Origin of the sequence: Brevibacillus aydinogluensis (genome assembly GCF_961514395.1) — a bacterium.
Classification (GTDB): domain Bacteria; phylum Bacillota; class Bacilli; order Brevibacillales; family Brevibacillaceae; genus Brevibacillus; species Brevibacillus aydinogluensis.
This window is the reverse complement of the sequence record NZ_OY569118.1, coordinates 162449-184243: the sequence shown is the minus strand read 5'-3', so window position 1 is coordinate 184243 and position 21795 is coordinate 162449. Positions and strand designations below refer to the sequence as shown.

The window sequence follows — 21795 nt, the reverse complement described above, 5'->3', positions numbered from 1 at the left end:
TGTTTCTTCCTATACGGTAGAAAAAGACAGCAAGGGGGAGCAAGTAAATTTACCGAGTGGTATGGTTGCGAATGCCCTGGCGTTCCCAGGCGTTGGCGATAATGCGGAACGGCGCCCGATAATCCGCCTGATCATGCCCGGTGAACTGCTGTTTGTTCGGAAAGGCAAAGCCCTTCACCGCTCCAAACCGAAAATGCACGTGAAAGTATACGGCGTAGCTGGCATCCTTTTGAAAGCCGCGCTGTTTGTCTCCCATCAGGGGCGTATCGACGCCCATTTCCCTCAAGCCCAGTTTGGGCACCATATAGGACGCCCCCTGCCATGCCGTCTGTGACGACCGCTGTAACTCCAGAGTGGACTGAAGCGGCGTGTTTCGCCTCCCGGTTTCGGAAATCCATGCCTGTGCCGCCGTAATCTCCGGATATTTGCCGCTGACCGGATGGCGGTGACGCGTTTCCAGGACAAGACTGGTCAGTATGCGCTCACCAGCGTAAAAATCATTGGGACGACTGTCCGGATATCGGTCGCGCCCGTGGTATTCCGTCCATTCTGCGGTGTGGCGCAGCAGCCCTTTGGCGTTTGGTTCAAATACTTCAAACTCGCGCTCCCCGCCTTTTACCGTGATCGTGTAACGCCCCGTCATGTTTCGGGTCAGGCTGTGCGGAACGCACGTTTCGTTGCCGTCGTCGTCCTCTGTGCAGCTTTCATACGACACGTCAAACCGGATGTTGTAATCCATCGTGATCACAAACCCGTTGATCTCGACCTTGTATTCCTGCGCGTTTAGCACCTGCCGCCACGTTGTTTGCGTCGGGACAACCGTTCCGGTGTAAACATAATCGCCGCCGGTTCCCGCGCTGCTCACCTGCCACTGTTGGGGCGTGCCGGGACCGGTTACCTTCAAGTCCAGCATGGCCGGGCTGTACACGGCCATGCTTTTCGCGTCCGCGATCCATCCCGGAGTCGCCGTCACAGACACGCCTTTGATCCCGTCACCCTTGATAGCCTGCTCCAGCTGTGACTTGTACGAGGTGATGTTTTGGTTGATCTCCTGCTTTACGCGAGCAAAGCCATCGTTGATTTTCGTTTGGTCGATCTCAACGCGGATCTTGGCCGGCTCCCGTTCCCATACACCGTCCGCATTCGCCTGCAGCTTCTGCAGCTCGCGGCCGTCGCTGTCGAATATCTTGAGGCCGATCTCGCCGCCGTCAAAGTTTCCTCCGCCACCTGGCGGATTGGGAATGGTTCCTCCCCCGCCGCCGATCACCTTGACCGGCCACTCAGCGCGGTTGTCCGGCCAAATCGTTTCGTCAGCCGGCCTGTCTTTATGCGGGTTGATGTTGGCAATAAAATCCTCCGACTGCTGCGGATACTGCGTCGGCACGGTAATTTTGCGGACTTCCCCCGGCTTGAAGTTGTTCACGTCCAGCATGGTGGCCGTCGGGGAGCTTTCCCAGCGCACCGCCAGTTTGGTATCGTGTTCCAGTTTCCCGGCGTTCTTCACGTCAAACGTAATGGTTGCGGTCGTCCCCGGAGCCTGCGGATCGTTTGGCGTGATCGTGAAGCTGCTCTTGATGATCAGCAGGTTCTCCCCATCGTTGGGAATGCCAGCGTCTCCAATGCGAACAAAGAATTCGCCGTCACATTGGGTGGTACCACTTTTTGGGTTATAAAACTGAACCCTGTAGAATCCGGGTAACGGTAACCCCGTTGCGTCATCACGAGGGAACCCAATTCTATGATGATTCTGCGCTTGTTTGGATGAGGACAGCCATTCGCCGTCACGTTCCTTTTCCCAGGTGTTCGTTGCAGGGTCAAGCCATCTCAGCGAAAAATGTGTCTCGTCGCTGGTAAAGAGGCGGAAGCCGTGATACTCGTCGATCCAATCTTCCGGCTTAAACTCAAGGATTTCACCGCGTTCGACATCCTTTCTCCACACCACTTGTCCCGTCGTGCGTTCGATGGAGGCGGTTAGTGAGTAGCACACACGATCCGACCAGATGGGCAGTTCCAACTCCCGAATGCAGCCCGTCTCGGAAATAAAGACCAGCGTAACAGTATCCCCTGCTTCTACATCGAGCGGCAAGTACAGGTGAAACTTTTCTTTTGCTGCCAATTTGCCCGTCAATGGGGTTTGCTGGCCGTTGAATTTCAAGTACCACGTGCCCGGCACGTCTGCAGCCAATCCCAAGTGGGTATCGTATTCACTGCCGGTATTCGTTAAGTGGCGGAAGTACAGCCCGTCATCAAGCAGTGTGTCGTCCAGCAGTTGGCCGCCAGGCGAATAACCGACAGGCGGTTCCCCGTACGCGTAAAACTTGATCCGGTGCTGCTCGTAGATTGTGCAGCTCACATCCCGGACTTTGATCGTAATGGACCAGGCGCATTCCGGTCGGCTGGCAGGATCAAAGTTTGTACTCTCCAGGTCGAGCCTCAGTTGGTATGTCTTTCCTGGTTCCAGAGGGACGATCTCTTTCTTGCCGTATGTGTAGGGCAATGTAAGATCGTCTGATCTGGTCGGTTTTAGCTTTCCATTGTCATCCGTCATCTTCGGCACTTTCTCAATTTTGCCATCCGGCAGCGTTACTTCCCAATACACGTCCAAGGGTTGTACATCCCCATACCGATCCGTGTACTGGACACGGAAGTGCAGCTCCTCTCCCGGCATCACTTCGATGGTTTCGCCGTTTCTAACCGTACTTCCCGACAGTTTTACAATGGGACAATTATCGAGGCGGTCACCTTTCTTTCGCACATACATCGTTTTTACCCAACAGTCAGCCCCATCGTCGCTTTCGTACTTGATCTGGATTGGTCCTTCATCGAATGGGGCATCCAGCACACCAACCTTGGCGTTGTTGCCGGCCCCTTTCTGCATGGGAATGCCGTTGGCCGTGAATCTTCCCGACTTGGCTGCCGTAATGATAATCCGGCTGCCTGGTTCGACATAGATGGTTTCCCCGCCGCTGGGAACGTTCTTTAATTCCCGGTCGCTTTTTTCTTCCTCAATGCGAATCTCCATCTTGGTTTGCGTGGAAGAAATGCTGCACTTCTCGGGTGCTGGCGGTTCATCATCGTCATCATCATCCGGAGGCTCCGGCGAAGGAGGGTTGCCAACAACAAAAGGTGCTGCATACGCAACACCTTGACCTCCCACTGCAGGGGCATTTTTGGTATTTCGGGCATGTGTATCGGTGAACAGGATTCTTGCTTCGTAGTTTCCGGCTTTCGCGGGCACCCACGTTTGTTGCGGGAAGTTTATCGTTGCACCGCTTCCGTCCCCCTCGCCGCTGATCGGGTATTCTTTGATTAACGAAGTAAACGTATATTCCGTCTTTCCGGTATCGACATTGTAGATATAATAGTTGAGGACTTTTAATCCGCGATTGTAAATACTGTAGTCCTTCCCGTAAGCATCAATCTTGACGGTGTCTCCGACTTGATACTGGCTTTTATCGGTGCGAATCGAACCATCCGGTCGCTGGGTGGTCAAGAATTTTACGACACCCACCCAAGAGCCTTGTTCTCCACTTTTGGCGGGTCTGAAAGTGAATGGCAAGCCCTTTCCCCCGGACATTTCGGCGACTTTTGCAAGGAGATAGCCGGTGTATGGTTCGGCACCAGGCTCACCACTGGTCAATAATCCCCCATAAAGACCGTTCTCGTTTGTCATAAACGCGGGGTTGCCATTAAAGATAGCAGCCCAAGCTCTGGCCTCCTCTATATCCACAATTGGATAGCCGTTGTTTACTGATTCAGAGGCTTTGGAGTAATTTAAAACCTTTCCACTGCCGCTGACAGCCCCCGTGACTTGTACGTCGGCAACGGTTAAGTACATATTTTCGTTTCCCGTGAGGCCTCCTAAGCCTTTCACATAATGATCCCAACTTTCTCGAACCTCTTTATTTTGGTTCAAATACCCAGGCGATCTCCCGTATTTTTCAGGATTTCCGGGGCTTGCCTGGGCGTTTTCTGGTAAGATACCAAAAGAATTAAAAAAGAGTGACAGGATGGTAATGAAAATCAGAGATGTCTTTTTACTTCTCTTCACTACCATCACCGCCGACTATTCACGTACTCTAAACTTCTGGGAAGTTTCGTATACGTATTGAGAACCAAAGAAGCTGCTTCGCCTTTGTACTTTACGGTGAGTTGCATTCCTTTTGCTTGTGAAACATCCACTGAGAAACTCCCAGCAGTTTTGTATTCCTTGCCTCCCCCTGTTTTATAACCAATAAAGAGACGAACATCATATTTCGGAGATGTATATACAGTCCCACTAAGAATCCCGTTAGAGAGTTTCAACGAACTGTGGATCTTATTGGCGATTACTTCAGCTTCCTGAATACCAACAAAATCCCTGTGCCAAAACGCCAATGAGTATGCCTGTTCCGCACGAGTGACATTAGATATTCCGTCGTACATCGAAGTCGATACTCCGTTGGGGAACTTCCCCGCCTTTTCGGGGAGCAATCCGTAGTTGACAGCGAATTGAACTTGCGGGATCGACTTAAAATACTCCGAGTCCTTTTGACTCCGTGTACTACGCACACTCTCAAAGGCATTAATCAACAAATATGCAGCCTCTTCCCTGTTTAATACCTTGTTGGGGGTAATAGGGACATTATTGAGAATCCCATCCTTCATCGCCCGCTCATAGTACACCTTCGCCCAGTGATTCTGCGGAAAACCGGGAACGGAAACACCTTGGGTCAACCCCTTTACGTTCACCAATCCAGCCACCAGATCAGCTTGCGTAATCGGCTGCTCGGGACGGAAATTCCCATCCGGGAAAAGCCACATAAGTTTATGTTTCACCACATATTCGATCGCTGCACGGTTCGGGTGGTTTTCATAGTCTTTCTGCACCGTTTGTGCTTGCGCAACAGAGGGATGGGGTGCAGTGAAAAGACCGCTTAATGAAAGCACGGTTCCCAATAGACTGGCGAGAAAAACATGCATTCGTTTCAAGTGGCTGCCTCCTCCAACATCATCATTTTTTCTATTGCCATTTGCATGGAACTGATACCGCCGCATCTGCGCAATCACGTGTGTCTGGTCGTCCATTGACACTTCCGCCCTTTTGTCCCTTCTATTCTCCTACGACCATTTTACTCACCGTTACTTTTTCCAGAAAGAGGTTTTGTTAGATGTTTCTGCAAAAATCTGCGAAAAGCCGTTGCCGACACAGCTCCTTCCAGCTTGCCTGCTACCTCCCCGCCTTGCACAACAAAGACAGTAGGTGTCACTTCTGCTCCCAGCCGTTCCGCTTCGGCCAGGTCCCGTTTGTCGTGTACGTCCAACCGCTCCACCTGCCATTGCGGAAACTCCCTGATCACCTGCTCAAACGTAGGCGTAAACGTGGTGCAGTACCCGCAGCTTTCGCTAAACACGTACACCACTTTCGTCTGATTGGCACTGGCACCGGCCCAGAATACGATCGCCGCGACCGCGCAGCTAATCAGCGACACAATCCACTTCCAACGGCGTTTGAAGCCATCCTGCATTTCCGTACCTCCTTATGTCCTTCCCCGACGCGTATGTAGGCAGATCAGGTGTATCCTTTATGGAGTTGTCAAGGAACGGTGGCTTCATTATGCCGCTCCCTCTTGAGACAAAAAAAGGACCGGCACCATTGCCGGTCTTTACTTGCATGCCCGCTCTATCATTTTTTATGATGACAATACCATTACAAATCAGTGCGCGAGTGCGTCGCTGTCGGCATTCATCAGCGCACGCAGCTCCTCGATAAACGTCATGCCCTTTTGAATCTCCGCTTCTGTATAACGCTGTTTGCTTTTAAAGGTAAAAATTTTGGCCTTCATTTCATCATAGGGAAGATTGTTGAAATACAGGATGGTGGAGACCAATTCGAGAAAGCGGGAGTTTTCCTCGTTCATCCGTTGGATCAGCCGCTCGCCAAGGCCAAAATCCACCTCGTGGAAACGCAGAAAATCGCGGCCCGCTTCGTTCAGGGTGTACCGATACAGCTGAATGGCCCCTTTGCTCTCCATCTGCTCGTCCAACAAGCCCATGTTGCACAGCTCGTCCACTCGCAACGTCAGTTCCTCGGAATAGGGGCCGTACATGTGAAATTCGAACCGCTCGTCGAAGTCCATGTTCAGTTGTTTCGCTATGTATACCATCTTTTGCAACTTTTTTCGTCCGCTCACTTCGCCGGCAATTTCGATCAAGCGTATGATTTTGGCGTGACGATTAAGCATCTTCCATCACTCCCAGACGTTCTCGTAACTTTCCGGAGACGTCCTCCGGCAAAGCCAGCACCTTATCCATTGGAAAGTACAGCTTGTAGTCAAACCGGCGCTTGCCGCTGATCGCCTCCACAATTTCCGATTTCTGCGACAGCTCCACCAGTTCTCCGGATGGCATCAGAAGCATGATGGGAATTCGTTCCTCTTCCTCGCCGGCACGATAAAAATCATACGGAAGATCGGAGGTGGTGTCTACTTCCAAATAATACATCGGGTCGATTCCCGCCGCTTGAAACTCCTGTTTCAACTCTTGCAGCAAGCGGTAATCTCTCGGATTGTATTCGACGTATTTAAAGAGATTCCTGTCCAGAAAACGGGAGCACAAATCTTTCAAAATGGGATCGCTCTCCTTGCGCCACATCTGCATGTAAAAGAGAATTACCGATTCGTCCAGGGACAGGTAATCGGACAGGTTCACCTTGTCCGTCAAGAACGGCAGCAGCAGCACCGGCTCCTGCGCGAACGAGTAGCCTTTGGCAAACAGCTCCTTGGCCCGCTGGAAAATCTTGCGGAGCACCACTTCCGCACTGCGCGTTACCGGGTGGAAATACACCTGCCAGTACATCTGGTAGCGGGACATGATGTAGTCCTCGACGGCGTGCATCCCGCTGAATTTAAACACGATGCCCTCATCATGGGGGCGCATCACCCGCAGAATCCGTTCAATTTCAAAGTTACCGTAATTGACGCCGGTATAGTAGGCGTCGCGCAGCAAATAATCCATCCGGTCTGCGTCGATCTGGCTGGAGATGAGGCTGACGATCAGTTTGTTGTCGTACGTTTTGGCGATTACCTCTGCCACCCGTTTGGGGAAATCGTCGCCCATCCGGCGCAGAATCCGGTTAATCTGCGTGTCGCCGAGCAAAATCGCGCGCGTCCAATCTTCATGATGGTAACGAAACACCTTTTCAAACGAATGGGAAAACGGTCCGTGGCCCACGTCGTGCAGCAGCGCAGCGCACAGGCAGAGCAGTTTTTCCTCGTACGACAGTTGAATCCGCCCTTCAAACGTCTCCAGAATGCGCCGCATGATCTCGTATACGCCAAGCGAGTGGTTAAACCGGCTGTGTTCCCCGCCGTGGAAGGTAAAAAAGCTGGTGCCCAGTTGCCTGATCCGTCGCAACCGCTGAAATTCCGGCGAGTTGATCAAGTCCCAGATCAGTTTCTCCCGGACGTGTACATAACGGTGCACGGGGTCCTTAAACACCTTTTCTTCATGAAGAAGCTGGGGCTGTTGCATCCTGGACACTCCTTTCCTGGATTGCGTCCCGTCGTCATGTCCCGATCGGGCTTTTGGGTCCATCATACCATAACGGCAACCAGCTGGAAAACGACGGCATGAAGCAAAAACCCCCTCCGCGCACGCTTAAAAACACCCGGCTTTCCGGCTCGGCACGGAGGGGACCTGCCTATTGTTGCAGTGTTCGCGTTATGTCAGTGCGTTACGCCTTCATCTCCGCCTCCGGACCAAACAGGTCGGGGCGCTTGGCTGCCTTTTTCGCCTGCCGCTTCCGTTTGCCCTCCGCCAGCACCGTGTAGAAGGACGGTACGACGATCAGCGTCAGCATGGTGGAAAAGAGCAGCCCGAATATAATCGTGACCGCCAGCGGCTGGAACAGCACGTCTCCGGAGAGGGCAAGCGGCATCAAGCCGGCCACGGCCGTAAACGAGGTCAGCAAAATCGGCCTCAAGCGCGCTTCTCCCGCCTGGATCACCGCCTGCTTCAGTTCCACGCCGTCACGCCGCGCCTCCTCGATAAATTCGATCAGGACGATCCCGTTGCGGACGACGATCCCAGAGAGCGAAATCACGCCCATCATCGTCATGAAGCCGAGCGGGGTCTGGGTGACAAACAGCCCGATCAGGCTGCCCGCAAACGCGAGGTAAACCGTGCTTAACACCAGCACCGGAATGCTGAGCGAATAGAACTGCATCGCGATCATGATCAGGATGAGGAACACCACCACGACAGACAGTTTGCCCATGTCGATGAATATTTCCGTCTGCTCCGACGTCTCTCCGCCGATCTCCCAGCGATAGCCGTCCGGCAGGGGCAATGTCTGCAGCATCGGCTTTATCTCCTGCATGACCTCCGTTGCCGTGCGTCCTCTGACGTCACTGGAGACGGTGACGCAGCGGGACAGGTCGCGGTGCGGAATCGCCTGCGTGCTGAAAGTGGGCTTTACTTCCGCCAACTGGGTCAGCGGTATCTGTTCGCCCCGGGCGTTGGCCACGGTCAGCCGTTGGAAAAGCAGGGACGGGTCCTCCTCTCCTTTTTGCAGGAACAGTTTGATGTCGAGCAGATCAGTCCCGTTGTCAAACTGACTGACCGTAATCCCTTCGCTGACGAGGCGCAGCGTCTGGGAAAGATCGTTGTAGTTGACCAGCTTTTGTTCCATCAGTTCCTTGTTGACGACAAACTCCAGCGTGTAGCTGTCGATGCCGAAGTCGTCCTGCACATCGTACGTTCCCGGAATTTTCGCCACCTTGCTCTTGACCTGCTCGGACAGGGTGCGCAGCGTCGCCACATCCTCCCCGTACAGCCGGATCACCACCGGTTTGCCGACAGGCGGACCTGCTTCCAACTGCTTGGGCAGGATGGTTGCTTCCGGGTACAGCTTCTTGAACTTCTCCTGCCACGGTTCCATCATATCGTCGATTTTTACTTTCGCTTTGTCAAAACGGACGACCAACTGCCCGACCGTGATGCCTTCGCCGGCACTGGTGTCGCCGCCGAACATTTTCGGTGCGCTGCCGCCGGCGTATGAAGCGACAGATTCGATGCCCGGCTGCTTCATGATCCAGTCGGACACCCCTCTGACGACGCGATCCGTCTCGTCGATGCTGCTGCCAACCGGCAGGCGGATGTCCACCAAAAACTGCTGGCGATCATCGTTGGGGAACAGTTGAACCGGGGTGAATGGAATCAATCCGTAGGCGAGTGTGCCGATCAGCACGCCGACCATTCCGGCCAACAGCGGGCGCTTCAAAATCCTCGGCATCAGCCGCTTGGCGTACCATTTGGTCAACTGCTGCAACTGTTTGCCCAACAAGCCCGCCGGCTTGCGGTAGTCTTCCACTCCCGAGCGGCGGCGCTGCTCATACCATTGGCGGAAAATCGGAATGATCGTCAGCGACATGATCATCGACGCCAGCATGGTCAGCGATATGATCACCGGCACGGGACGGATGAATTGGCCTGCATTGCCGTTCAAAAACATGAGCGGACCAAATGAGGCAATTGTCGCCAACGTGGCCGTGACGATGGAGATGGACACTTCGTTGGCGCCGTTGATGGCTGCCTGCAACGGCCTTTCGCCCAGAACCGATAGGCGCCGTTCGATGTTGTCGTTGACGACCACGGCGTCATCCACCAAAATGCCCAACACGATGATCAGCGAGACGATGGAGATCATGTTTAACGTGATGCCCAGCGAGGGCAAAAACAGCAAGCCCACGGCCAGCGAGATGGGAATGGCCAGGGCGACGACTACCGAGGTGATCAGGTTCAGCCCCAGCGTACATACGAGCAAAACGGCGGCGATGGCAATCCACATCTCCCGCGACAGGTCGCCAAACAGCTCATCCACGCGTTCGTTCTGCGAGTAGATGGAGTGTTTTTTTGCCCACGCCGGCAGCGATTTTTCCAGCGTCGCCATCATCTCGTCCACCCGCCGCTGCAACGAGGGGACGTCGCTGCCCGTCTCGGCGTTGATGCTCAGGGAGACGGACGGTTTCCCGTTGTAGTACGAATACGATTTGACCGTTTCTGTGGTCAGCTTCACCGTACCGATATCTTTCAGATATACGGGGTAGCCTTCCGGCGTGCGCGAGATGATCACCTTGTTCAGCGCATTCACATCGTAATTCTCTGCCAACTTGAGCTGGTACGTCCGGCTGTCGGTGGTCAAATCCCCCAGCGGGACGCGTTCGTTCTCCTTTTTCACGGCCATCATGACCTGACCCCAGGTAAGGCCGTACTGGCTCAGCTTCTGCGTATCCACCTCAATGCGTACTTCCTCTTCGGGCAGTCCTTCGATGGTAACATCGGCCACATTGGGAATGGTACGCAGCTGATCCTTCCACGACTTCAACAGCGAGCGCAGACTGTAGAGCTGTTCCCGCGTGTCGGCGGTAATCGCCATCGTCTGCACAAACGTGCGGTTCAGATCGTCGTTGATGATGGGCTGTTGTGCGTCGGCGGGCAGATCTGCTTCCGCGTCTTTCACTTTCTTGCGCAGTTCATCCCATTTCTGCTTGGGGTCGACGTCGCTCTTCGTCTCCACGATGATCGTCGACACACCCAGTCTGGAATGGGACGAAATGTAGCTGAGTCCCTGCAGTTCGTTGATTTTTTCTTCCAGCTTTTTCGTGACGGTCTGCTCCACTTTTTCCGGTGAAGCACCCGGGTAGATGGTTGTCACGGTCGCAATATTGACGATGATGTCCGGCGACTCCTGCTTGGGGAGCTGAAGAAAACTGAGAAAGCCAACAACCACGACCATCACGAAAAACATCAGCGTGATTTTCCGTTTGCGGACGATGTATTCGATCACTGTGGCTGACCCCCTGCCGCTTCGATTGGATCGCCGTCAAACAACCGGTCCACGCCTTTGACGATCAGCTTGTCGCCCTCTTTCAGACCGCTCACGATCTCCAGTCGGTTGCCGTTGATCTCGCCGATGGACACGGCCGTTTTTACTGCCTTTCCGCCGACATTGAGAAAGACGTGCGCATCTCCCTGGCCGCGGCTGATGACGGCTTCGACCGGCACATAGATGCCTTCCTTGCCCTGGATCGTTTTTCTTGCTTTCACCACTTGGCCGGCAAACCAGTCATGTCTGGGATTGCCGATATGAACCTCCACCCCGATCGTCCCCGTTCCCTGGTTGGTCGCCGGATAGATTTTCACCACCTTGCCGTTGCGCGTTTGGCCATACAGCTCCATGGTGACGATCTCTCCCTCCTTCCAGGCAAAAATCTCCCGGTCGGGGACAGGCAGCACCACTTTCAGCGTGTCAATGTTGCCCACACGGTAGACAGGCGTGCCCACGCTGACCAGCGAACCGGTGGAGGACAGCTTGGCGATCACCGTCCCGCTGATGGGCGCGCGCAGCTGCGTCTTGGCCAACGTGCTGGCGGCGAGCTCCTTGGAAACCACCGCCTGGTTGTAACTGGCCCGGGTGAGCTCCCGATCCTCCGCGCGCGCCCCCTGCGTGACCAACGAGTACGCCTGCTGCGCGTTTTGCAGGTCTTTCTCAGCAACGGCCAGATAGTTTTTGGCATTTTCGTACTCGTTTTGGGAAATCGCTTTTTCCTGATACAGCCGCTCGATTCGTTTGAAGTCGTCTTGCGCCTTCCGGTAGGCGATCGTCGCTTTTTCCACCTGCAGCCGCGCCTGCGTAACCTCCTGATCGCGCGCCCCGTTGTTCACCTTTTCCAAATTGGCGGCAGTCTGCTGGACGGCTGCGGCGGCAGACGCCACCTGCAGCGAGTAGTCGCTGCTGTCCAACCGGGCGAGCAGTTCGCCTGCCGTGACGTTGTCCCCTTCTTCCTTGGCCAGTTCGACCACCCGGCCGCCCACTTCAAACGAAACAAGCGCCTCTTCCAACGGCTGCAGTGTGCCAGATAATTCTGACACCTGGGTCGCCTGTTCCTTTTTGACCGTGGTGATTTCTATTTTCTTGACCTCGGCCGGATCATATGCCTGCTCCTGTCCGCTGCAGGCAGTCGTGAACAAGAGTCCAACTATGAGTGCAATCATCAACTGTTTGCTGTTCATGCCACCCTCCGCTTCAGTTCCTTTCATTAATGAGAAGATTAATCCATCTGTATCATACGATGAAGCAATTGAGCAAATTTCACAGACTGGATATACCCCTCAGCAAAATGATCGGGCGGCATTTCGAAACAGTTGAAAAGACGGCGAGCCGTACAATCGTCGCCATTGGACATCTGCCTCCGGTTACCTTTTACCTCGGAATTCCCACAAGGTTTTTCCGTACCACCATACGATTTCTGCAAACGCACACAATACAAAGATGGCCCACAGTTCACCTGCACGCAGTTCATCAACAAAATGCTCCAGTTCGGTACCCGCCCCTCTTGCCAGTGCATGAAGGAAGAAGACAAGCGGAGCAGTGATGGCAAGCACCAGGGTCTTGCTGCTAAACATGGCAATTATTGATGGCAAATCGTTTAAGATCGAACAGGTCATCCATTTGCCCAACGAAGATGTGAAGGTCCAGGACTTTCTTGTACAATGAAGCCTTGTCATACAACCGGGAAAGCTGCCGGACTTACGTGTCCCAGCTTTCCCGACGGGTGCGGTCCCCCAGCCTACAACCGGAGCCGGGTGATCAGGCTTGTCATGTCTTCCGGCATGGGGGCAGTGCACACAATCTCTTCGCCGCTCACCGGATGCACAAACGAAAGCCTCCAGGCGTGCAGGGCCTGCCGCCGTATGAGCCCACTGTTTCCTCCGTACATGGCATCGCCCACCAGGGGATGTCCGATGTGCTGAAAATGGACGCGTATCTGGTGCGTGCGTCCCGTCTCCAGCCATACACGCACCAATGTGGCCTCCTCTGACCGGGCAATCACTTCATAGTGGGTGACAGCCGGATCACCGCTGTCCATGACACGCCGTCTGGTCGGGTGGCGCGGGTCGCGGCCGATCGGGGCATGAATCGTGTCTGCATCGTTCTCCACCACACCGGAGGCGACAGCCAGGTACTCCCGCTTGATGCTCCCTTCCCGCAGCAGCCGGTCAGCCAGTAGATGACCGTAGCTGCTTTTGGCGAGCAAAATGACACCGGACGTTTCCTTGTCCAGACGATGTACCGCATGGATTTGGATGTTCTCTCCCTTGTACCGGTACTGATCGGCCAGAATGTGCACCAGCGTGTTTCCTTGCTCTCGGCGGGTCGGGTGAACCATCATCCCCGCCGGTTTGCATACGACCAAGAGGTGATCGTCTTCAAACAGCACATCTACCTGCACAACAGGTGGCATCGGAAGGGAAGATGCCTTCATCGCCGGCCCCTTATCCTGCCCCAGTCTGTTGTCTTGCACCCGTACCGCTATCTTGTCGCCGGCCTTTACCTGCCGCTGCAAAAATGGAGACTTGCGGTTCAGCAATATCCCTTTGCTCCGCGTCAACCGCTGCAGCATTCGCCCCGATACGCTCAGTTTTTGCCGGGCAATCTGCTCGACGGTTAGCCCCGCATCCTCCTGTGTCACGACGTATTCCAACCATCCCTTGCGACTCACGTTAATCCCTCTGTTTCACGCTTTTCTCCCCATTGTACTGAAAAAGCAGGCTGCTGTGCCAGCGCTCCCTCTGCCGTGAAAAGAGGGAACGACCTCGAGCCGTGTCAGGGGCGAACAATCACCGCCTGCAAGTCGCGGTCAAACTCTGCGATCGCTTCCTGCTGGCCCATCTCCAGCAGTTGTGTCACATACCCCTCATCCGCGTACAATTCCCGTCCCAGCAGTTTCCCGGCAAACATCACATGCAGCCGACGTTTCCATCCCAAACGGATCATGGCTACATCCACCTCACTTACCATACTTTTCTTTATGATAAGTATAATATGAGGTAAGGGTGTTTGTAAACATATTTGTTTAGAAAGTAGTTAAACTGTGCTTATCAGGAATTGTTCCGCGCACGCTCATGATCTTTGCCAAAAAAATTACCCCCATATTGAGAGTGTGCATCTCAATGTGGGGGAAGCTGATTTCAGATCCTCAATTGATTTAGTCCCAGTCCGGGTCAGCACCCGTTACGACAATAGAACCTTGTCCATTTTGATGTGGCAGTGCTGCGGGGACAGCGGTTGCGGTGAAGAGGAATGCAAACGCAAGCAGCGAAAGCAAAGTTTTCACAGGAACACACCTCCTTATGCCATTATTTCATTAATATAGCATATTTTTTCAATTATTTCCATATGCTTGTTTGACAATTTTCTGCTGCTTAGTCGATGGTGCTTTACGAGCAGGCCGAAACACTCGATCACCTTTTCAGAATCGCCAAGCTGCCGATAGTATTCAATACTTTTCAGAAGACTGTCGTTCGCCTCGTCAATCTGTCCCATTGAGAACTGGCACATGCTCTTTCGTTGGTAATATATAGCGGCATTTTTGATCCTGTGTGGATGACAGTCAACAGGTAAAAAATGATCTTCAGAATCAATCAACTCGTTGATCAAGTCATTTCTTCCGGTTTCCAGATATACTTCCAGAAGATCACTGACAATTGAAATTCGAGCATCCTGCTTAGCTTCATTAAGACATTCTTTATAGAGACGAATTGCTTCGTCATATTCCCTTTTCTTTGCATACAGCAGTGCCCGGAGGTGGTGTTTGCGGTAGTCCGCATATTTGCTTTTTTCATACTTTTTCAGGTAAAGCTCGGCCAAAATGAGATCGTCCAGGCGCAGATACGCGTTGACTATGGCAATCAGAGCGGAGGCTTTATGTTTGTTGTCGGTTTGGTCTTCACGAATCCCCTTGCTGCACAGATCAATGCATTCCTGATAGTAATCCAGAATGTACGCATGTACGCCCAAACGATAATAGGCTGTGATTCGCTCCATCGGGTGCAGGTATTCGATGTAATGCAGCAGTTCCTTTCCTCTTCGGTAAATCTCCTCGAATTGGGTAAAGTGGTCGCGTTCGATTTCATACCGTTCCAGTAACCCTTTTGCCAGGTAGTAAGGAATGCCGCGTCTTCTGGTATAGTCTATCAATACGTCATACAGGGCCAGTTTGATTTCCGCCTCTTCTTTTTCTTTTGCGACATGCAGCAACGTATCCAGGGCAAGAAAGGGGTCCAATTTAGGGGTCTCCAGCAACTTTTGCGCCGCTTTCCGAACCAGCGACCTGTTATTCAGGGAAACAGCCTCTTCCAGCAGAAACTTCAGCATTTCAGCCTGTTCGGTCATGTCCAGGTACGCGCTGATTAGCGATGCGTAGGGAATCTGCAGCGCCTGCGATATTTTTTTGCAGGTGGCAAATCCGGGCCGTTTCGTTTCCCCGGATTCAATCCGTGACAGGACGCTTTTGCTGACACCTGTCCGCTCCGCCAACTCACTGAGCGTGATGTTCTCCTGGAGTCGATACCTCAGAAGCATCTCTCGAACGTCCTCTACCATAGCAGAAGCCCCCTACGAAAGTTGTTTATCCTTTTTAACTTTTTTATATAGATTATCACAAGATTCAATTTACTGTAAATATTTTACTATCTTTCCCGGTAATGACCGCTGCGACAAAAAAAGACCCGCTTGGATAAACGGGCCAGACGTCCAATTTCAGTTGTTCAGCCTTTCAACTTGTCCGGATTGAGCGCCTCCAGCTCCGGCAGGACGAACAGGCCGTCTTTGCGGATCAGCACGTCGTCAAACCAGATTTCGCCGCCGCCGTACTCCGGACGTTGGATATTCACCATGTCCCAGTGCACCTGGCTGCGGTTGCCGTTGTCCGCATTTTCTAGGGCGCGCCCGGGAGTGAAGTGAAAGCTGCCGGCGATTTTTTCATCAAACAAAATGTCGTTCATCGGGTGCAGGATGTACGGGTTGACGCCGATGGCAAACTCGCCGATGTAGCGGGCTCCTTCATCGCTGTCGAGAATCTCGTTCAGCTTCTGGGTGTTGTTGGCTGTCGCCTCTACAATCTTGCCGTTTTCAAACGTGAGCCGCACGTTTTCAAACCGGGTACCCTGATACGTGGTGGCCGTGTTGAACGTAATCGTGCCGTTCACAGAGTCGCGCACCGGCGCCGTATATATCTCTCCATCCGGAATGTTCGCCTCGCCGGAACAAATCACGCTGGGCATGCCTTTGATGGAAAAGGTCAGGTCGGTACCCGGCCCGACCAGGCGCACGTTGTCCGTCCGCTCCATCAGTGCTTTCAGCGGCAAAAACGCCTCGTGCATCTTCTGATAGTCCAGTGAGCAGACGTCGAAGTAAAAGTCTGCGAACGCCTCGGTGGACATGTTGGCGCTTTGGGCCATCGCCGGCGTCGGGTAGTTGAGCAGCGCCCAGCGCATCTGGGTGATGATGTAGTCGGAAAGGGGCTGCATCACCGCCTGATGGGCACGGCTGCGCTCGATGGGCACGTCGGCTGCCTCGCTGGTGTTGGTGGGCCCGTTGATCACGATAAACGCCTGGATGTCTTGAAACATCGCCTGTTCCCACTTGAGCTGGTAGGACGCCCGCCTTTCGTCAGCGCCCATCATCAATTCACGCTGTAGGGCCGGATTGATGAACCGCACAAACGGATACGCTCCCCTGGCGTACGCCTGCCTGACCAGTTCCTTGGCAAGCGCCTGTCCTTCTCCGCGTACTTCAATCAACAAACATTCCTGTGCCTGCAAACGAACGGAGTGATTCAGCAGAGTTTCCGCCAGCTTGCCGATACGTGGATCCAACATCCTAACTCCTCCCCAGGGTGCAATAGATAAAAATTATTTTACCGAATGGACAGATACTTTTCAATTATGAGACTGCTCATTACCGGTATTCGGAACGCCCACCCGCACACAATCGGCGAACAGCGGAACCGCTGGTGGATAAAAAATTTTTCTTGCATGTTTTCACATCTATGGAGTATTCTAGTCATCAAAGAGTGTTTATCTGTACAAATCTTTTGAATGAACAGTCAAAGGATGGGAGTGTTGGTTCATGGCGATTGCTGCAGTTTTTCTGGCATAGGACGGGGACCTTGTGCGAGGGGTCTCCGCCCCTTTCACATCCCTGTCTTGCAAGAAAGCTGCAGGACGCCTGAACCACTTCCGTCCTTTTCGATAAGGGGCCGGGCCGGACAGCTGTCACCATCGGCTTCCTGGCATGGGCAGGTGAAAACGCGCCGTTTTCGCACTCGTCCGTTTCCCCGTGCCCGTATCCCGACCTTGTCGAGCAAGCGCATGCGGAAGAGGTAGAGGTCTCGCTTCTCCCGATTGCGCTTTTTTTCGTTCCTCCTTTTGCATTTGCGCGCGGATGGAAAACGCCGTGGGAAGGGCGCCTGCAGACAGCAAACCATCGAGAAATCGGAGGGATTCTTGTCATGCATTGGCGTTCTTGGGACCTAAATTTGAAAATCAGGCTTTTCGGCGAGCTGATTACGCATACGTTTTTCTGGATGTACTTTCCCTTTATGGCGATTCATTTCAGCGACGCGTTCGGCAAAAAGGAGGCTGGACTGCTGCTGACCGTACCTCCGCTGCTGGGGATGTTCGCCAACCTGGCCGGAGGATACCTGGCCGACCGGATCGGCCGACGTACGACGATGCTGATGTCCATCGCGTTGTCTTCGACGATGTTCGGGCTGTTTGCCTTTTCTCCCTCGCCCTGGGTTGATTACATCGCCTTTATCGGCATCGGGATTGCCGGCTCCCTGTACTGGCCGGCCAGTTCGGCGATGGTGGCCGACCTGACATCGGAAGAGGATCGGCGCCTGATATTTGCCACCTTTTACACCGCGATGAACATTGGCGTCGTTGCCGGGCCTGTTCTTGGCTCCTTCTTTTTCGTGCACCACCGGTTTGAACTGCTGCTTATCTGCATGATCGTCGAACTGTTGTTCGGCCTTGCGATATACGTCTGGATCAAGGAGACACTGCCGTCGCACCAGGCAGGAAGTGCTCGCCAAGCGTTCTCATTGAAGGAGCAGTTCCAAAGCTATGTCGTGATTTTTCGCGACAAGCCGTTTGCCATCTACATCGGAGCGGGTGTCCTGATCGCGATCGCCTTCATGCAGCTCGATTTGTTCATGGCGCTGTACGTCAAGGAACACGTGCCCATCCAGCCGCTCGTCTGGTGGGGTGACTGGTCGTTTTCGATTGGGGGCACCTCCGCGTTCGGCTGGCTGATCGGCTTGAACGGCTTGTTGGTCGTGCTGTTCACGCTGCCGGTCACGCGCCGGTTTGAAAACTGGAGCGACCGCAACAGTCTCGTGCTGTCGTCCGTTCTGTGCGGTCTCGGCCTGTTCCTGATGGGCTTTACGGTCAACATCTGGTTGTTGTTCGGCTGCATCGTCATCATGACGCTGGGCGAACTGATTCGCACCCCCGTGGCCCAAAGCTTCATCAGCAAATACGCGCCGGAGGACGCACGCGGCCAGTACATGGGGGCGTCCTCGCTGCAGTTTTCGATCGGCCGGTTCCTCGCGCCGCTGACCATCGGCTTGTCAGAGCGACTCTCCCCCGTCGGCGTTTTCGCGGTCATTCTCGGGCTCACGCTGGTGAGTGCGCTGCTCTACGTGTACATGTTCCGGCTGATTCCACAAGCCAAGAAAACTGACGCGCATGTCCGAGAGCCATAGGCAGACGCTTCGTCAGCCGCCGGCCCGGACAAGTCACGTTTCCTGCACACAACACACCCCTTCACGTCATCATCGGTTTCCCGAGGGGATTCCCATGACTAAGGGGTGTACGTTTTTACAAGCTTCCACTTGGAGCAAGCTCTCGAAGGCATACAAGGGGTTAATGATATTGCCTAAGGACACTGGTACTCCAGCCAGCGTATGTCAACAAAGAAGAGTCTCCCGTCTTATTAGGGAGACTCTTCTTTTACATTTAGACTTAGTCCGTGTAGTAAGTGTAATAATCGACTGCCCCTCGTTGGTTAATAACGTCCTGCAACGTTTGGTGAGAACTGCTACCTGGGTCGTTAACCAAAATCATCTCTGGAGTGATTTGGCTGTAGTATGGAGAGCCGTCTACGTCAACTGAGAGCGTCCCTTTAAATCCTTTTGCAACAACAAGATGATTAGGTACGTGGATCATTACTGGGATTCTTTCATTTACAATTAAGTCAAAGATGTCTGCCTTCAATTTGTCGAATGTACCAGACATTTTTCCATGATAGGTATGGGAATACCGAGAGGCAGCAGCATTCCAGTCAATCGGACAATCTTTACCGGTGTTTTTCAAATTGTCCAGCAGAGTACCAGGATCAACATTGTCGCCAAAGCTGTTGAAAATCATAGCGATTGACGTGATGTAGCAACCTTCGGAACGCATTGTTCGGGTCTGTCAATGATTTTGTGTAAACTCCAATAGCCGTTAGGCTCAGCGGAGATATGGTTGAACTCGCTCCGGAAACTGAACGGACAGTTGTAACAGAATTTGGCCCCAGTTCTGAACTCTCCCCGTCCACTTTCGTAACACATCCATGGTTGCCAGGTAGAGCATTTTGAGCAGGGCTTCGTCTGTAGGGAAAATGGCTTTTCCTTTGGTGACTTTTCTCAGTTGGCGATGGTAGCTCTCAATGACATTGGTTGTGTAGATCAGTTTGCGAATTTCGGGTGAGTACTTGAAGAAGGTGGAGATTTCCGCCCAGTTCGTACGCCAGGAACGGACAATAAGGGGGTACTTTTGTCCCCACGTCTGCTCGAATTGATTCAGTTCTTCCAAGGCGGCCTCTTCCGTGGCCGCTTTATAAATCGGCTGCAGGGCCGACGTGATCTTCTTGATGTCTTTGTAGGAAACGTATTTGATCGAGTTGCGAATCTGGTGGATGATGCACTTCTGGATTTCCGTGATGGGATAGCAAGCGGAAATGGCCTCGGAGAAGCCGCGAAGATTGTCCACACAGGTAATGAGGATGTCTTGCACGCCCCGGTTTTTCAACTCGTTTACGACATGAAGCCAGAACTTTGCCGATTCATTTTCCCCGATCCAGATGCCAAGTACATCTTTGTGGCCTTCCAAGTCAATGCCAATGGCCATGTAGGCGGCTTTGTTGACGATGGCACCGTCTTGTTTCACCTTGAAGTGAATGGCATCCAGGAACACGACCGCATATACCGCCTGCAAAGGACGGTTTTGCCATTCTTTGATCAGCGGGACGATCTTGTTGGTCACGTTGGAGATGAGGGTAGGAGAAACCTCGATGCCGTAGAGCTGCTGCAGGTGATCCTGAATGTCGCGGGTAGAAACACCCTTGGCATACATGGCAATGATTTGGTCTTCGATACCCGTCACGTTCGTTTGGTTCTTTTTGACGATGGTCGGCTCAAACTCACCGGCCCGGTCACGCGGAACCTGAATGTCCACATCGCCGTACTCGGAACGCACCTTTTTCTTGCTGTAGCCGTTCCGGCTGTTGGTGGTTTTCTTGTTTTTCGTGTCGTGCTTGGCGTAGCCAAGAGATGTCTCCAGTTCGGCTTCCAGCATCTCTTGAAGGGTGTCGGCAAACAACTCCTTCAGGGCCGATTGGACGTCTTCCACCGATTGCATGTTCTTTTCCTTGATCCACTGCTTGAGTTGCTCTTTGGTCATCAGGCTCATGGGCTCTCCCAACCTTTCTTAGAATTCATTGTACTCTATTTTGAAGGTTAGGAGTTTACACAAAATAGTTTATAGACTCCATTGTTCCACCGCATGATGTAGTTTTACTTGCCCACTTACTGTCGAACTGCTTGAAACTCGTGGTGCCCAAATCACGGGAAAAAGTTTTAGTAGCCATAAGATTCAATCCTCCTCAATAGGTTTTGTAAATGCCGCGGCTCCTTGCCGCTCACCTATTAAGGAAAAATAATGGTAAAAAAACAACCATTCGGAAAAAATTAAAAAACTTGATGTTTCTTAAAGAATCTAACACTATTCTTTCTCTAATATCGACTCTTGAGAACGTTGCACTTTTTTCGGTAAAAGATTTATGTCATCGATATTTTCAAGATCCGCTAATAAAAATTCGAGTTTAGCTAAATTCAACAATGGTTTTATAGAAGTCACTTTTGACCCACGTATATCAAGATATTTTAGGTTTTGTGATTGACTTAGCGATTCAAGATTATCAACCGATGTATTTCGCATTTGAAAGCGTTCTAAGTTAGAAAAGCTCTTTATTGAATCAATGCTGGTAATCGGATTATCTGAAACATCCAAGAAGGTTAATGTGCTTAGTGACTGAATGGGAGCAATGTCTGTAATCTTGTTATTCCTCAAATTGAGGTATTGGAGTGAAGTCACATCTTGGAGAAAGTGCAAATCAGAAATGTCTCCATCTTCTAAAGAGAGACTTCGTAAGTTGTTAAATTGATCAAATGACGGCAATTGGTTCATTTGAACACCGGATAAGTTGAGCGTTTCAAGTTGCGGCAATTCTGCTAAAAAATTATAGTCTTTAACTTTGATGTGATCGATGTACAGATCTTTTAGATTTTTCATACCGGCGATGACTGAAAGATCATAAACATTGTTTTTTTGATCTTCTCCCAATTCTCCAACATTCAAATGCAACTCTTTTACTTTTGTAAAGTCCTCTTTTTCAATGGCATTCACTGGTTTACGTAACATTTGAGCAACGGCTTCTAAAACAAATGATGGAACGTTTTCTTCTATAGTTGTTTGACTGACAGAAGTTTGGCGAGAGGCAGAAGGATTTGAATCAGTTGGCGCACATCCTGTCAAATAGGTTGAAATGCCAATGATTAACAGAAGGGTTCCGAATTTCTTCAATGTTATCACTCCTTTCTGTTTCCTGAGTCTAACATAATTTTCCTGAATGGTAAATTAACC

General features: G+C 52.3%; 16 protein-coding genes. 1 reads left to right on the top strand and 15 read right to left on the bottom strand.

Annotation, left to right across the window (positions count from 1 at the left end; translation table 11 throughout):
• Positions 1–49 precede the first annotated feature (49 nt).
• The 12 genes from Q7F15_RS00820 to Q7F15_RS00765 form a co-directional block, all read right to left on the bottom strand.
• Positions 50–4057, bottom strand: coding sequence for an ABC transporter permease (locus Q7F15_RS00820; RefSeq protein WP_438286235.1), 4008 nt, complete (start codon positions 4055–4057; stop codon positions 50–52).
• The gene (locus Q7F15_RS00815; protein WP_304414903.1) at positions 4057–5067 is read right to left on the bottom strand and encodes an S-layer homology domain-containing protein; all 1011 of its coding nucleotides are present in this window, start codon (positions 5065–5067) and stop codon (positions 4057–4059) included. Before Q7F15_RS00815 ends, Q7F15_RS00820 begins: the two co-directional genes overlap by 1 nt.
• A gap of 44 nt (positions 5068–5111) precedes the next feature.
• Positions 5112–5507, bottom strand: coding sequence for a thioredoxin family protein (locus Q7F15_RS00810; protein WP_304414902.1), 396 nt, complete (start codon positions 5505–5507; stop codon positions 5112–5114).
• 189 nt (positions 5508–5696) lie between these two features.
• Positions 5697–6224, bottom strand: coding sequence for a YwgA family protein (locus Q7F15_RS00805; protein WP_171564019.1), 528 nt, complete (start codon positions 6222–6224; stop codon positions 5697–5699).
• Positions 6217–7512 (bottom strand): HD domain-containing protein, encoded by a 1296-nt coding sequence (locus Q7F15_RS00800; protein ID WP_171564018.1) that lies wholly within the window; start codon positions 7510–7512, stop codon positions 6217–6219. The genes Q7F15_RS00805 and Q7F15_RS00800 overlap by 8 nt, the downstream gene beginning before the upstream one ends.
• 202 nt (positions 7513–7714) lie before the next feature.
• Positions 7715–10828: an efflux RND transporter permease subunit gene (locus Q7F15_RS00795; protein WP_304414901.1), complete on the bottom strand. Its 3114-nt coding sequence runs from the start codon at positions 10826–10828 to the stop codon at positions 7715–7717.
• On the bottom strand, positions 10825–12054 hold the full coding sequence (locus Q7F15_RS00790; RefSeq protein ID WP_304414900.1) for an efflux RND transporter periplasmic adaptor subunit: 1230 nt from the start codon (positions 12052–12054) through the stop codon (positions 10825–10827). The genes Q7F15_RS00795 and Q7F15_RS00790 overlap by 4 nt, the downstream gene beginning before the upstream one ends.
• A gap of 183 nt (positions 12055–12237) precedes the next feature.
• Positions 12238–12501, bottom strand: a complete 264-nt coding sequence (locus Q7F15_RS00785; RefSeq protein ID WP_304414899.1) for a hypothetical protein — start codon at positions 12499–12501, stop codon at positions 12238–12240.
• 110 nt (positions 12502–12611) lie between these two features.
• Positions 12612–13544: an RluA family pseudouridine synthase gene (locus Q7F15_RS00780; protein ID WP_304414898.1), complete on the bottom strand. Its 933-nt coding sequence runs from the start codon at positions 13542–13544 to the stop codon at positions 12612–12614.
• Between the two features lie 104 nt (positions 13545–13648).
• Positions 13649–13819 (bottom strand): hypothetical protein, encoded by a 171-nt coding sequence (locus Q7F15_RS00775; RefSeq protein ID WP_171564014.1) that lies wholly within the window; start codon positions 13817–13819, stop codon positions 13649–13651.
• Between the two features lie 354 nt (positions 13820–14173).
• Positions 14174–15427 (bottom strand): helix-turn-helix domain-containing protein, encoded by a 1254-nt coding sequence (locus tag Q7F15_RS00770; protein ID WP_171564013.1) that lies wholly within the window; start codon positions 15425–15427, stop codon positions 14174–14176.
• A gap of 164 nt (positions 15428–15591) precedes the next feature.
• Positions 15592–16704: an aminopeptidase gene (locus Q7F15_RS00765; protein ID WP_304414897.1), complete on the bottom strand. Its 1113-nt coding sequence runs from the start codon at positions 16702–16704 to the stop codon at positions 15592–15594.
• A gap of 632 nt (positions 16705–17336) precedes the next feature.
• On the opposite strand from Q7F15_RS00765, the gene Q7F15_RS00760 reads away from it, so the two are divergent.
• Positions 17337–18593: an MDR family MFS transporter gene (locus Q7F15_RS00760; RefSeq protein ID WP_304414896.1), complete on the top strand. Its 1257-nt coding sequence runs from the start codon at positions 17337–17339 to the stop codon at positions 18591–18593.
• 259 nt (positions 18594–18852) lie between these two features.
• Here the strand turns inward: Q7F15_RS00760 and Q7F15_RS00755 are convergent, their stop codons facing one another.
• The 3 genes from Q7F15_RS00755 to Q7F15_RS00745 all read right to left on the bottom strand — a co-directional run bounded on the left by Q7F15_RS00755 (position 18853) and on the right by Q7F15_RS00745 (position 21735).
• A complete protein-coding gene (locus tag Q7F15_RS00755; RefSeq protein ID WP_304414895.1) occupies positions 18853–19293 on the bottom strand; it encodes a C39 family peptidase in 441 nt (146 codons plus the stop codon).
• A 48-nt stretch (positions 19294–19341) separates the two neighbouring features.
• A complete protein-coding gene (locus Q7F15_RS00750; RefSeq protein ID WP_230076618.1) occupies positions 19342–20562 on the bottom strand; it encodes an IS256 family transposase in 1221 nt (406 codons plus the stop codon).
• A 312-nt stretch (positions 20563–20874) separates the two neighbouring features.
• Positions 20875–21735, bottom strand: a complete 861-nt coding sequence (locus Q7F15_RS00745) for a leucine-rich repeat domain-containing protein (RefSeq protein WP_171564009.1) — start codon at positions 21733–21735, stop codon at positions 20875–20877.
• Positions 21736–21795: the final 60 nt, after the last annotated feature.